The 12,612-nt window shown below is 49.6% G+C and carries 12 protein-coding genes; 5 read left to right on the top strand and 7 right to left on the bottom strand.

Translation table 11 applies throughout. From position 1 onward, the window contains the following. The first annotated feature begins 134 nt into the window (after window positions 1-134). A complete protein-coding gene (locus L9G74_RS11370; protein ID WP_238896485.1) occupies window positions 135-1,367 on the top strand; it encodes a uracil-xanthine permease family protein in 1,233 nt (410 codons plus the stop codon). 102 nt (window positions 1,368-1,469) lie between these two features. On the opposite strand, the gene ruvB is transcribed toward L9G74_RS11370, so the two are convergent. From ruvB to aspS, 5 genes are all read right to left on the bottom strand, one after another. Next, window positions 1,470-2,477, bottom strand: coding sequence for a Holliday junction branch migration DNA helicase RuvB (gene ruvB / locus L9G74_RS11365; protein WP_238896484.1), 1,008 nt, complete (start codon window positions 2,475-2,477; stop codon window positions 1,470-1,472). A 12-nt stretch (window positions 2,478-2,489) separates the two neighbouring features. Then, entirely contained in the window at window positions 2,490-3,107 is a 618-nt protein-coding gene (gene ruvA, locus L9G74_RS11360) for a Holliday junction branch migration protein RuvA (RefSeq protein ID WP_238896483.1), read from the bottom strand. After that, window positions 3,104-3,625, bottom strand: coding sequence for a crossover junction endodeoxyribonuclease RuvC (gene ruvC / locus L9G74_RS11355; RefSeq protein ID WP_238896481.1), 522 nt, complete (start codon window positions 3,623-3,625; stop codon window positions 3,104-3,106). The genes ruvA and ruvC overlap by 4 nt, the downstream gene beginning before the upstream one ends. Window positions 3,626-3,630: 5 nt before the next feature. Beyond that, entirely contained in the window at window positions 3,631-4,377 is a 747-nt protein-coding gene (locus L9G74_RS11350; RefSeq protein WP_238896480.1) for a YebC/PmpR family DNA-binding transcriptional regulator, read from the bottom strand. A gap of 90 nt (window positions 4,378-4,467) precedes the next feature. Further along, window positions 4,468-6,252, bottom strand: coding sequence for an aspartate--tRNA ligase (gene aspS / locus L9G74_RS11345; RefSeq protein ID WP_238896478.1), 1,785 nt, complete (start codon window positions 6,250-6,252; stop codon window positions 4,468-4,470). A gap of 291 nt (window positions 6,253-6,543) precedes the next feature. Here aspS and cmoA point away from each other — a divergent pair, with 291 nt between their 5' ends. The 4 genes from cmoA to L9G74_RS11325 all read left to right on the top strand — a co-directional run bounded on the left by cmoA (window position 6,544) and on the right by L9G74_RS11325 (window position 11,081). Continuing rightward, a complete protein-coding gene (gene cmoA / locus L9G74_RS11340; RefSeq protein ID WP_238896476.1) occupies window positions 6,544-7,275 on the top strand; it encodes a carboxy-S-adenosyl-L-methionine synthase CmoA in 732 nt (243 codons plus the stop codon). After that, window positions 7,272-8,240: a tRNA 5-methoxyuridine(34)/uridine 5-oxyacetic acid(34) synthase CmoB gene (gene cmoB / locus L9G74_RS11335; RefSeq protein ID WP_238896545.1), complete on the top strand. Its 969-nt coding sequence runs from the start codon at window positions 7,272-7,274 to the stop codon at window positions 8,238-8,240. The genes cmoA and cmoB overlap by 4 nt, the downstream gene beginning before the upstream one ends. A gap of 26 nt (window positions 8,241-8,266) precedes the next feature. Then, a complete protein-coding gene (locus L9G74_RS11330; RefSeq protein WP_238896474.1) occupies window positions 8,267-9,970 on the top strand; it encodes a M3 family metallopeptidase in 1,704 nt (567 codons plus the stop codon). Window positions 9,971-10,154: 184 nt separating this feature from the next. Next, window positions 10,155-11,081, top strand: a complete 927-nt coding sequence (locus L9G74_RS11325) for a LysR family transcriptional regulator (protein ID WP_238896472.1) — start codon at window positions 10,155-10,157, stop codon at window positions 11,079-11,081. Here the strand turns inward: L9G74_RS11325 and L9G74_RS11320 are convergent. Both L9G74_RS11320 and L9G74_RS11315 read right to left on the bottom strand, forming a co-directional pair. Further along, window positions 11,060-12,097 carry a putative metalloprotease CJM1_0395 family protein gene (locus tag L9G74_RS11320; protein WP_238896470.1) on the bottom strand — a complete coding sequence of 346 codons (1,038 nt, stop codon included), beginning with the start codon at window positions 12,095-12,097 and terminating at the stop codon, window positions 11,060-11,062. The two genes, L9G74_RS11325 and L9G74_RS11320, sit on opposite strands and share 22 nt — an antisense overlap. Window position 12,098: 1 nt before the next feature. Further along, the gene (locus L9G74_RS11315) at window positions 12,099-12,356 is read right to left on the bottom strand and encodes a chemotaxis protein (protein ID WP_238896469.1); all 258 of its coding nucleotides are present in this window, start codon (window positions 12,354-12,356) and stop codon (window positions 12,099-12,101) included. Window positions 12,357-12,612: the final 256 nt, after the last annotated feature.

Raw genomic sequence — 12,612 nt, 5'->3', positions numbered from 1 at the left:
GCGGCTATTCAGTCAGCAACTGTTATGAAAGCTAACGGATTGGCAAAAATTTGAGCTAAATCGTCAAAAATTATCTGAAGCCATAACAGCATGCTGGTAGCATATGCCGAATTTTAACAGCCAAGGGCATAATAATGAAAAACCTCACCCTTCCACTGCAAGGCGCACAGATGTTATTTGTCGCCTTCGGCGCATTGGTGCTAGTCCCGTTACTCACGGGACTCAACGCCAGCGTTGCGCTATTCACCGCCGGTATCGGTACGCTGATCTTTCAGTTTTGTACCAAACGTCAAGTGCCAGTATTTTTGGCATCATCGTTTGCATTCATCGCACCTATCCAATTTGGTGTGAGCAATTTCGGTATCGCCGGCACTATGGGCGGGTTAATTGCCGCAGGCTGTGTCTACTTAGTGCTCGCCACCATCATCAAACTGCGCGGTTCAGGTTTTATCAAAAAACTGTTACCGCCTGTGGTTGTTGGCCCGGTGATTATGATCATCGGTTTAGGATTAGCACCGACAGCGGTAAATATGGCGTTGGGTAAAAGTGGTGACGGCAAACTGGTACTGGTTGCCGCTGAGCCAGCACTGATTATTTCAATGCTTTCGCTGGTAACCACCATCGCCGTGGCAATCTTTGCCAAAGGCCTACTGAAGTTGATGCCAATTCTGTCCGGGATTGTGGTTGGCTATCTAGCCAGCCTCTACCTTGGCATTGTCAGCTTTGAGCAGATTAACAGCGCAGCTTGGTTCGCTATGCCTGAATTTGTGACGCCGGAATTTAACTGGTACGCCATCGCTTATATGATCCCTGTCGCCATTGCGCCAGCGGTAGAACATATTGGCGATGTCATGGCAATTTCCAACGTTACTGGTAAAGACTTTCTCAAAAAGCCTGGTTTACACCGCACGTTGGCGGGTGACGGTTTAGCAACTATTGCGGCAACTGCGCTCGGTGGCCCACCAAACACCACTTATTCTGAAGTGACTGGCGCGGTAACCTTAACCAAAAACTTCAATCCTGTTGTGATGACTTGGGCAGCCATCTGCGCCATTGTGCTGGCGTTTGTTGGTAAGTTAGGTGCGGCATTACAAACCATTCCGGTGCCTGTCATGGGCGGCATCATGTGTTTGCTGTTTGGGTCTATCGCTGCGGTGGGCTTGAATGCGATGATCAAAGCGCAGGTGGATCTGAACGAACCGCGTAACTTGGCCATCGTTGGCGTCACCTTAGTATTCGGTATCGGCGGTATGGCGTTTGGTATTGGCAATTTCAGCCTAACAGGTATTAGCTTGTGCGGTATTGTGGCGATCTTTTTGAACTTAGTGCTGCCACACAGCCACCATCACGATAAAGCTGAACATTAAGATTTAGCTGGATAACTCACCACGAAAAAGCCGCTCATTGAGCGGCTTTTGTTGTTATTGGGTCAGCGCGAAACTATGCGTCAGTCCCCTACTCGGCGGAGATTATTCTGGTTTCATCATATCAAAGTGACGATAAGCGCGATCGGTGGCGATTCGGCCACGCGGGGTACGCTGAATAAAACCTTGTTGGATTAAGAACGGCTCTAACACATCTTCGATGGTTTCACGCTCTTCGCCAATCGCCGCCGCCAAGTTATCGAGACCCACTGGGCCACCCATAAACTTGTCGATAATGGCTAGCAGCAACTTGCGGTCCATGTAGTCAAAACCTTCGCCGTCTACATCCAACATATCCAGCGCTTGTTGCGCCACATGCTGGGTAACACGGCCATCATGTTTAACTTCGGCATAATCACGTACACGGCGCAGCAAACGGTTAGCAATACGTGGCGTGCCACGCGAACGCATGGCAATTTCGCGCGCGCCAGCAGCATCCAATGGTAAGTCCAGCATCGTAGCTGAACGGGCTACAATGGTGCTGAGGTCATCCACGTTATAGAACTCTAACCGCAGCGGAATACCAAAACGCGCCCGCAGTGGTGAAGTTAACGCCCCCGCACGAGTCGTTGCCCCCACTAAGGTGAACGGCGGAATATCCAGTTTAATTGAGCGTGCTGCGGGGCCTTCACCAATCATGATATCCAGCTGGTAATCTTCCATGGCGGGATAAAGAATCTCTTCTACCACCGGGCTGAGACGGTGGATCTCATCGATAAACAGCACGTCGCCCGCTTCCAAATTGGTCAGCAGCGCTGCCAAATCGCCGGCTTTTTCTAACACTGGGCCAGACGTTGATTTGATATTGACGCCCATCTCGTTGGCAACAATCATCGCCAAGGTGGTTTTACCTAGCCCCGGGGGGCCGTAAATCAGCATATGATCCAGTGCTTCGTTACGGTTTTTTGCCGCCTGAATAAACACTTTGAGCTGCGCACGAGCCTCATTTTGCCCAGTATACTCATCGAGCAATTTCGGCCGCATGGCGCGGTCAATCAACTCTTCTTGAGGGTTGTTATTATGGGGCTGAATGAGACGATCTGCTTCAATCATGAATGCTTATTCCTATAACATCGATTTAAGCGCGGCTTTAATCAGTGTTTCTGAATCCATGCCATCAACGAACACACCAGATACAGCTTTGCTGGCTTGTGCAGGTTTGTAACCTAACGCCAGTAACGCAGCAATAGCATCTTCTTCAGCGGTGTTTTCCACTGCAGCAGGCGTGAAGTTGGACTTGAGTACAAACTCACGTTCACTGCCGCTGGAGGCTTCCATCAAACTCTTGAGCTTGTCGCGCATTTCAACCAACAAACGTTCGGCCGTCTTTTTACCAACACCCGGTAGTTTCACTAAAGTGGCGATATCATCGCGCTCAACACAACCAACAAATTCACTGGCAGTCATGCCTGATAAAATGGTCAGCGCCAATTTAGGACCAACGCCGTTAGCTTTGATCAATAAACGGAACAGTGAACGCTCCTGTTTAGTGATAAAACCGTACAGCAGTTGTGCATCTTCACGCACCACAAAGTGGGTGTAGATGATCGCGGATTGATTCAGCTCTGGCAGTTCGTAAAAACTGGTCATTGGCATTTGCAGTTCATAGCCGACGCCATGCACATCAATCAGCACCTCTGGCGCTTGCTTTTCAATAATAACGCCCTGTAGACGACCAATCATCGATATCTTCCGTAAGTTCTCGTGGTAGCTTGACCACTTAAGGCAACCAAGCTTTGACAGGTATGATAATGACACACTGCAACACTGAGCGCATCTGCGGCGTCGGCTTGTGGTTTTCCGGGCAACTTAAGAATTTGGGTGATCATATGCTGCACCTGCGCTTTCTGCGCCCGCCCCGTGCCCACTACCGCGCTTTTGATTTGCGTTGCCGTATATTCCGACACCGGTAATCCCGCATTGGTCGATGCCACAATAGCCGCGCCACGGGCTTGCCCCAGTTTTAACGCCGAATCGGCATTTTTGGCGAGAAACACCCGCTCTATCGCCATTTCATCGGGTTGGTATTGCCGAATGATTTCGCTGATGCCGGTAAAGATTTGCTGTAGACGTTGCGGTAAGTCATCGGAAGCGGTGCGAATGCAACCGCTGCCGAGATAAAGTTGCTGGCGACCCAGGCACTGGATCACGCCATAACCGGTGATCCGCGAGCCGGGGTCAATCCCTAGAATGATGGGCATAGGGATTAGTCGAGTTTTTCCATCACTTCGTCAGAGATTTCTGCGTTGTGATAAACTTCTTGCACGTCGTCGTGATCTTCTAAGGTGTCGATCAGACGCAAGAATTTAGCGGCAGTTTCTTCATCCAGATCAGACTTGGTTGAAGGCACCATAGTGACTTCAGCGTTGACTGATTCGAAGCCCGCGGCGTCCAACGCATCTTTCACGGTACCGAACGCTGCAGGTTCGGTGTAAACGTCGATAGAACCATCGTCATTGACCAACACATCATCCGCACCCGCTTCTAACGCCGCTTCCATGATGGCATCTTCATCGGCACCCGTGTCGTAGCTGATTACACCTTGCTTGGTAAACAGGTAGGCTACTGAACCGTCAGTACCTAAGTTACCGCCAGATTTGTTGAACGCGTTACGCACGCCAGTCACAGTACGGTTACGGTTGTCTGTCATACACTCAACCAGTACCGCAGTACCGCCTGGGCCATAACCTTCATAAGTGATGGTTTCTAGGTTTTCACCATCTAATTCACCGGCACCACGTTTGATAGCGCGTTCTACGGTATCACGCGTCATGTTGTTAGATAACGCTTTATCCATGGCGGCGCGTAGACGTGGGTTGGAATCAGGATCTGAACCACCTTCACGTGCTGACACTGTCAGTTCGCGAATGAATTTGGTGAACAGTTTACCGCGCTTCGCGTCCTGACGACCTTTGCGGTGTTTGATGTTGGCCCATTTACTATGACCTGCCATAAATTACTCCTCTTTATTATCGGGAAATGGTCGCCCGATAGATAAACAGACCGAGGCAAGTGCCTCGGTTTGGTTCAAATTAAACAAAAATTATTCTGATTTTTCAGCAGCTTTTTCTGCTTTAGTCACATCAATCCCAAGCTCAACCAGCTGTTGTGGGTTCGCCAGACTTGGCGCATCAGTCAAAGGACATGCCGCAGTCGTAGTTTTAGGGAACGCCATAACATCACGGATTGAGGTTGCGCCAGTCATCAACATCACCATACGGTCCAGACCAAAGGCCAGACCAGCGTGTGGTGGCGTACCATAACGCAACGCTTCCAACAGGAAGCCAAATTTCTCTTGGGCTTCTTCATCAGAGATACCCAGAATCTTGAATACAGTGGCTTGCATCTCTTGTTTGTGGATACGCACAGAACCACCGCCCAGCTCTACGCCGTTCAGTACCATGTCGTAAGCATCAGATACTGCTGTGCCTGGGTTCGCTGCCAACTCTGCGGCAGTTACCGTGCTTGGTGCAGTAAATGGATGGTGTACGGCGTACCAGCGGCCATCGGCTTTCTCAAACATTGGGAAGTCAACCACCCATAGTGGTTTCCACTCACCTTGCAGCAGATCGAGGTCTTGACCCAGTTTCAAACGCAGCGCGCCCATGGCTTCAGCAACCACGTTAGCTTTATCTGCGCCAAACAGGATGATGTCGCCAGATTTAGCATCAACACGGCTGATGATGTTATTAACGATCTCTTCGTTTAAGAACTTCAGTACCGGAGATTGAATGCCATCCAAACCTGCATCGATGTCGTTCACCTTCATCCATGCCAAGCCTTTAGCACCGTAGATGCTGACGTACTTGGTGTAGTCATCAATCTGTTTACGTGACAGCGAAGCACCGTTAGGAACTTTGATAGCGGCTACACGGCCTTCGGCATCGTTTGCTGGGCCTTGAAAAACCGCAAACTCAACGTCTTTGACTAAGTCGGCAACATCAACCAATTCCAGCGGGTTACGCAAATCAGGTTTGTCTGAGCCGAAACGACGCATCGCTTCATCCCAAGTCATTTTAGGGAATTCGCCGAGGTCAACGTTCAGCAGCTCTTGGAACAGACCGCGTACCATCTCTTCAGTTTTCGCCATTACCTGGTCAGAGGTCATGAATGAAGTTTCGATATCGATCTGGGTAAATTCAGGCTGACGGTCAGCACGCAAATCTTCGTCACGGAAACATTTAACGATTTGATAGTAGCGATCGAAACCAGACATCATCAGCAACTGTTTAAACAGCTGTGGTGATTGTGGCAACGCAAAGAAGTGACCTTTATAAGTACGGCTTGGTACTAAGTAGTCACGCGCACCTTCTGGAGTCGCTTTAGTCAGAATTGGGGTTTCAATATCCAAAAAGCCATTACCATCGAGGTAACGACGTACCGCGCTGGTCACTTTGGCGCGGAAGATCAAACGCTGAGTCATCTCTGGACGACGCAGGTCCAGATAACGGTATTTCAGACGTTGTTCTTCGCTGTTGTTTTGGAAGTTATCCATGCTCAGCGGCAGCGGCTCAGAAGCGTTGATGATGGTCAGTGCAGTACCCAACACTTCAATTTCACCAGTACGCATATGTGCATTGACTTGGCTGTCTGGGCGAGCACGCACCACGCCTTTAACTTGCACACAGAATTCGCTACGCAGCGAGCTGGCAACGTCGAATACTTCTGGCAAATCAGGATCATAAACTACTTGGATCAAACCTTCGCGGTCACGAAGATCCAAAAATACCACACCGCCTAAGTCACGGCTGCGGTTAACCCAACCTACCAAAGTTACTTCTTGTCCAACGTGAGACTTGTTTACGTCCCCACAATAATGGCTGCGCATCGTATTATCCTTTGTTGCTGCCGGATGGCGCCGGTACGAAAATTAGATTTTGGGGCAGCATTATATTGAATTAATGCCATTTACCAAAGCCCCGCTTTACTAGACGGTGAAGTATCAAACACTTTAAGGTTTTTGACCATAGCCAGACGGGGTCAGTGAAGATAAACGGCCAAAATACCGACAAATTTTGCCCGTTGTACAAGATGAAACGTGTTCTATTGAGCGAATCCCTTGCTGCTGGCGGGCAGAAATCTGTAAAATACGCCGGTTTTCGTATTTAAGAACCTACCGATGCAATCTTCTCAAGACAATATTTACGCCGAAGCGCTCGGTAAAGTCGCTGACTTTACTTTTGATGACCGAGTCGCCGGGGTGTTTAGCGATATGATCCAGCGTTCCGTGCCGGGTTATGGTCAAATTGTGCATTCTATTGGCAACTTCGCCGCTCGTTTTGTTAAAAGCGACACGCAGGTTTACGACTTAGGTTGCTCCCTCGGCGCTGCGACCTTGAGTATGCGCCGTCATATCGGTGGCAGAAACTGCAAAATTATCGCGGTTGATAACTCTGCGGCCATGACCGAACGTTGCCGCGAACATCTTAATGCGTATGTGAGTGACACGCCGGTAGAGCTGATTTGTGCGGATATTCGCGACATCAACATTAGTAACGCCTCAATGGTGGTGTTGAACTTTACACTGCAATTTTTGCCACCAGAAGATCGTCGTGCGCTGCTAAGCAAAATCTATCAAGGATTAATCCCCGGTGGTGTGTTGATTCTGTCTGAAAAGCTGCGGTTTGACGATGATGTTATCCAACAAGTGATTGATGAACACCATTTAGATTTCAAACGCGCTAACGGCTACAGCGAGCTGGAAATCAGCCAAAAACGCAGTGCGATAGAAAACGTAATGAAAACCGACACGCTCGCCATTCATCAAGCGCGCTTTAATGAGGTGGGTTTTACCCATCACAACGTGTGGTTCCAGTGTTTAAATTTTGCCTCAATGGTGGCGGTCAAGTGATTAGTTTTACCCGTTTTTATAAAGATATTGCTGAAAACCAACTGCAAGTTTGGTTAGAGCACCTGCCAGCCAAATTGGCAACCTGGCAACGCGAGAATAAACATGGCGCGCTGCCAAAGTGGGAGAAAGTGCTCGCTAAGCTCAATTACCCTGCCCCCGATACGCTGGATTTAAAAACCTCAGTGACCATTGGTAGCGGCGAGCAGTTAGCCGACGGTCCCAAAGAAAAGCTAGAAAACCTGCTACAACTATTGCACCCATGGCGCAAAGGCCCGTTTTATGTACACGGCATTCACATTGATACTGAATGGCGCTCAGACTGGAAATGGGATCGCGTATTGCCACATATCTCGCCACTAGAAAACCGCACAGTGCTGGATGTTGGTTGCGGCAGTGGCTATCACATGTGGCGCATGTACGGTGAAGGCGCTAAGTTTGTGGTAGGTGTCGATCCATCATCACTGTTTTTATGTCAGTTTGAAGCCATTAAGCGCTTAGCGGGTGAACATCATCCGGTGCATCTGCTCCCGCTAGGGATTGAGGAACTGCCATCCTATGACACCTTTGATACCGTGTTTTCGATGGGCGTGTTGTACCACCGTCGTTCACCGATTGATCATCTGCTGCAATTGCGCGATCAACTGCGCGATGGCGGTGAACTAGTGCTAGAAACGTTAGTGATTGAAGGCGACGAGAACACGGTATTAGTGCCGCCAGAGCGCTACGGCAAAATGAATAACGTTTGGTTTATTCCGTCGGTTGCCGCGTTAGCGCTATGGTTGAAAAAGTGTGAATTCACCGAAGTACGTTGTGTTAATGTCGATGAGACCTCGCTTGATGAGCAGCGTACGACGGAATGGATGCGTAACGAATCTTTACCTGACTTCCTCGACCCGAACAATCCCGCACTGACAGTTGAAGGTCACCCTGCACCACGCCGAGCAACATTTATTGCTATCAAATAAATTGATACAGGAGACATGGACGTCAGATGCAATTAACTCGCAATGCCACAAGAAAAAGCAAACGCCGTCCATTTTATTTGATTGCAGCCCCCATGCTGTGGTGTCTAAGTAGTTCTGCAGCGCACGCGCTCGATGCGGTATCACTGTTTGTGAATCAGTGCCTAGAGTACAACGATAACTTTAGCGCTGACTTCAGCGATGCCACCACGCTGGAACGCCAAACGCTCGGCTTACAAAATCTCAATGACCGCGTGCAATACTATCGTCAGTTTCAGCTATCAAGTGATGATCAAGAGTGGTTGCTGCAATGTCAGCTGGCGGTGGCGACGACCACCACCAAACTGCTACATGCGCCCGAACTCACCACATTAATTGAGCAGCTTGCCACATCTTCCCAGCCACAACAGCGCGCCCTCGCCGCTCGTTATCGATATTTTCAACAGCAGCAGTTTAACGACGCCGATAAAATCCGGTTAACAACAGCGCAAACCGCCATAAAACAGCGGCTCAGCAGCAGTAGCTTCCAATTAGATTTCGGCAGCTGTGCTTTAGGTAGCCCCGCTGATGAAGCCCAACCATTTGATCAATCGATAGCGCGGTACTTAATGGCGCAACCCGATGAAGATTGCCGTTACAAAGTCTGGTCCGCGTTTCAAACGCGAGCCGTGGATACCGTAAAAGCTGATCTCGCCACATTAACGGATATACGCGATGAACTTGCCCAAGCGCAGGGTTTCCACAACTATGCCGAGCTGCAGTTTCAACACACCTTGATTGGCAATGCCAATAACACCAAAGCCTTTTTACAAGCAATGCAGCAATCGGTCGTCGTTACGCCTTGGAACATTGGTCAGCAACTGCGCACAGCCGCCAAAACACCATTTGCTCAGTTGTCACAAGCAGCATATTTACAACAGCTAACGGCGGCATTAGCCACCTTAGGCGTAAGGTTAGAAACCATTAACCATGAATGGCTGCGGCTTTGGCATCAGCAGCGTTTACTTGGTGATGTGATGCTCACTTCCGGTAAACCGATGGCATTATTGCTGCGTCGTAGTGTGGTCGGACATCAAACTGGGATCAGCTACCTCAGTTTGCCGGCCGATTTCTCTCGACCAGCGCAAGTGAAACGTGCAAATAACGCCATGGCGGAGATGTTAGCCACGATGGCCGCCAGCGGCCGTTACTCTTTACTGAATGAGTTTGCCGCAGAATCTGACACGCAGTATTTGGCGCAAGACTGGTTAGCGCATTATTTAGACCAACAATTGGCAGTAAATTACGCGGCTAACTCGCGTGAAGCGCTGTTTCAGCAGTACCAACAGCAGTTTGAACGCATTAATGCGTTGGCAGCGTTAAAGTTTTATACCGAAGACCGCAGCATTAATTTATCGCACGAGTTTGCCGCATCTTTTGGCCGCGACTGGCCACAGGCCGCATTGCTACCGTTTACCTTCCCCGGCATCGCCGATGCCGGGCCGCTGTATTTTAGTCATCTACTGCAACAGCAATTATCCAGCGAGCTGATGCAACACACGCAAAACTGCGACGCCGCGTTACTGTTCAATCGCATTGTCGTTAATGAGCAGCAGCAAGACGTCGCACAACTACTGCAACAGATTTGGCCTGAAGGAATGGCGGGATTTATTGCGCAACTGGCAGATGAACCAAGCGCCAACACTGACAATGCCGACAGCCATCAAGCTGTTTGCCCACTAACCGCCAAATGACGGCCAAGCCGACAATTCAGCACCTATTTAGTAACCGATGTAGGCCCGTTTCTTGGCAAGAATTGCCAATGGGCGCTTTCAGTTTGATATAGCGCATGTTTTCGGCAACGTAGCGGCGGCAATGATTTGATTAATTCGATTTTTCAGGGCACTATCAGCGAAACAATTCGATTTAATTGTACATATGCACAGACCTAAATCCACCCTCGAACAATGGCGCATTCTGCAAGCTGTAGTTGATTACGGCGGTTATGCTCAAGCTGCTGAACAGTTGAATAAGAGTCAGTCGTCACTCAACCATGCGGTGGCTAAACTGCAATATCAGCTGGGTATTCAGTTGCTTGAAGTTCGTGGTCGCAAAGCATATCTCACCGAGCAAGGCGAAGTGCTGTTACGCCGTTCACGCCACCTCACCCAAACTGTTAACGAGCTAGAACAACTGGCGAGTAATTTGGAGCAAGGTTGGGAGCCATCGTTAGTTATCGCCCGTGAGCTGGTCTATCCAATGGATATTCTCACTGATGCTCTCGCCAAATTTTTGCCGGAAAGCCGTGGTACACGAATTACGGTGGTCGATACCGTGATCAATGGTACTAATGAGCTGATCGTCAATAATGAGGTGGACCTAGCTATTTGCGGTATGCCGCCGAAAGGCTACATTGCTGAACCGCTGTGTGATTTAGAGTTTTATCTGGTGTGTCACCCACAGCATCCACTGGCGGAAGTTGGCGAACTGGAAGACGACCACGAACTGGCGCAACACTTACAGTTAGTGATCAAAGATACCGGCGTTAATCCGACACAAGAGATTGGTTGGCTCAAAGCCGAGCAGCGTTGGACGGTGAGTAACTTCCATGAAGCCAAGGTGATTTTGTCAAAAGGTATCGGTTTTTGCTGGGTACCACGGCACTTGGTTGAAGATGAGATTAAAACCGGTAAGTTGGTGCGCTTAAAAGTCAAAGGCGCTAGCACCCGCCGCATCGTTCTCACCTTGGTGGTGCCGCAACGGGATAATCAAGGGCCAGCATGTAAACTGCTGGAGTCGATCATTCTTGAACAGCATGCACAAAGCTCATCAGAACTAACGCCTTACATGCTGGTTGAGTTGTAAGACTCAGCCGCATTGGCATACTGTCGGCTATTCAAGCTACCGTTTGGTAACGTCAACTCATTGATACGATTGGCGCTAGCATCTTGATTGTTGTTAGCGTCATTTTGTGGCTCAAGCTTTGCCATCACTAACGCAATGCCCATGTTATAGGTCGGCGCTTCGCCTCTGCGTTCCCTATCCGCCTGAGCGGTTGGGCTAGCGGATGTGCTCGCCGACGTTTTCATCTGCGTCATACGCTCATCGGTCAATTCTTGCCGCGCTTCGTTATATTTACGCATAGCATCGGCGGCAATGCGGAGATCTGCACCAGAAGGTTCCATAGGAGCCATCGCCGCAGAATAGACTTGTCGCATCTTTTGCATGGTTTTTTCAGGATCGCCATGCACCACAGAAATATCAATCTGTACTTCGCCACTGACCGCATAGCGTTTGCCGTCAGGCCCTTGCTGATATTCCAAACTTGGTTGACCGGCTAAGTTGCCACCAATTGCCGCATGCGCCTGTTCGTGCGCATGTACTTCATCATCGCGCTGCGATAACTCTTCAACTTCTTGTAACTCTTGCTCAGATAACGGTACACCATTGGGTCCGGTAGGCTGTAATGGCCCCGCCGCTGCGTTAGGATCTGGCGTGCCATTTTGCTGCTGCTCGCTAGTTTCATCAGCACTGGCACGCGAATCATCAGTATCGGCGCTTGCCGCTGAGGTTTCAGTCTCGGTTGCACTAGCGGCGTCGGACAAACTGGCGGCGCCAAGAAAGCCTTTGCTCAAACTTACTAAACCATCACGATTTTGGCCTGATGCACTGGATTCAGCAGCACCATTGGCGAGTGCGCTAGAGGGATGTTCAACCGCCGCTAAGTGCGCGGTTTGTGATGAGGTAAAGGATGGAGAAGATACCGCGGGAGTAACAGCTGTAGTCTGAGTAACTGGCGCTGCGGCGGCAACACGCTCACGCCTGCTGACATTAACGGCTGCCAGTGTGGGCGCATTTCCGCTAGAAAGCGCCGTCAGCACGTTACACCTCGATGTCGATTATGCTGCCAATGGTTTCGTTCACACGTGAAATCACATTGGCTGACGCTTCGCCCTGACGTTCTGAGGCCAAAGCAGAGACAATTGCGCCCGTTTTATCGGTGGTTTGCGGAGCTTCTACCCCACTTTGTGCTTGCTGGTTTTCAGTCGGTTTAGCTACTTCAACTGTCGCTTGCATTAACCCGTTTTGGGCATTTTGCAGCCCTTGCACACCAGCACTAAAGGCAGATTGAATTTGCATCTTGGTCTCCTTGCGGAATGGTTATCATGCGTAGCTAATATGGATGTCACCAGCATGATGCATCGCTTAATTATTGTGCATCCACCCGCAAATGTACAGTGTTGTCACTGGAAAAAATACCAATCCCGCTGCCGCTTCGTGCCAGTTTTTTCTATCGTAAAACTGAGAGCAAAGCGCTGTTAGCTAACACCATAAAATGCAGGCAATTTTCAAATTCTGAACCTAGGGGCTGTTTATCTTTAGTGTTTAATTTTTG

The sequence above is a fragment of the Shewanella electrica genome, assembly GCF_022321485.1.
GTDB lineage: Bacteria > Pseudomonadota > Gammaproteobacteria > Enterobacterales > Shewanellaceae > Shewanella > Shewanella electrica.
Note: the sequence above shows the minus strand (reverse complement) of the source record. Positions and strands in the feature narration are given on the sequence as shown.

What these genes read in the sequence shown, in the direction of transcription:
- L9G74_RS11325 (WP_238896472.1), top strand. Translation starts at nt 10,155, where the DNA reads ATGCACAGACCTAAATCCACCCTCGAACAATGGCGCATTCTGCAAGCT.
- L9G74_RS11350 (WP_238896480.1), bottom strand. Translation starts at nt 4,377, where the DNA reads ATGGCAGGTCATAGTAAATGGGCCAACATCAAACACCGCAAAGGTCGT.
- ruvB (WP_238896484.1), bottom strand. Translation starts at nt 2,477, where the DNA reads ATGATTGAAGCAGATCGTCTCATTCAGCCCCATAATAACAACCCTCAA.
- L9G74_RS11315 (WP_238896469.1), bottom strand. Translation starts at nt 12,356, where the DNA reads ATGCAAATTCAATCTGCCTTTAGTGCTGGTGTGCAAGGGCTGCAAAAT.
- ruvA (WP_238896483.1), bottom strand. Translation starts at nt 3,107, where the DNA reads ATGATTGGTCGTCTACAGGGCGTTATTATTGAAAAGCAAGCGCCAGAG.
- L9G74_RS11370 (WP_238896485.1), top strand. Translation starts at nt 135, where the DNA reads ATGAAAAACCTCACCCTTCCACTGCAAGGCGCACAGATGTTATTTGTC.
- ruvC (WP_238896481.1), bottom strand. Translation starts at nt 3,625, where the DNA reads ATGCCCATCATTCTAGGGATTGACCCCGGCTCGCGGATCACCGGTTAT.
- L9G74_RS11330 (WP_238896474.1), top strand. Translation starts at nt 8,267, where the DNA reads ATGCAATTAACTCGCAATGCCACAAGAAAAAGCAAACGCCGTCCATTT.
- aspS (WP_238896478.1), bottom strand. Translation starts at nt 6,252, where the DNA reads ATGCGCAGCCATTATTGTGGGGACGTAAACAAGTCTCACGTTGGACAA.
- cmoA (WP_238896476.1), top strand. Translation starts at nt 6,544, where the DNA reads ATGCAATCTTCTCAAGACAATATTTACGCCGAAGCGCTCGGTAAAGTC.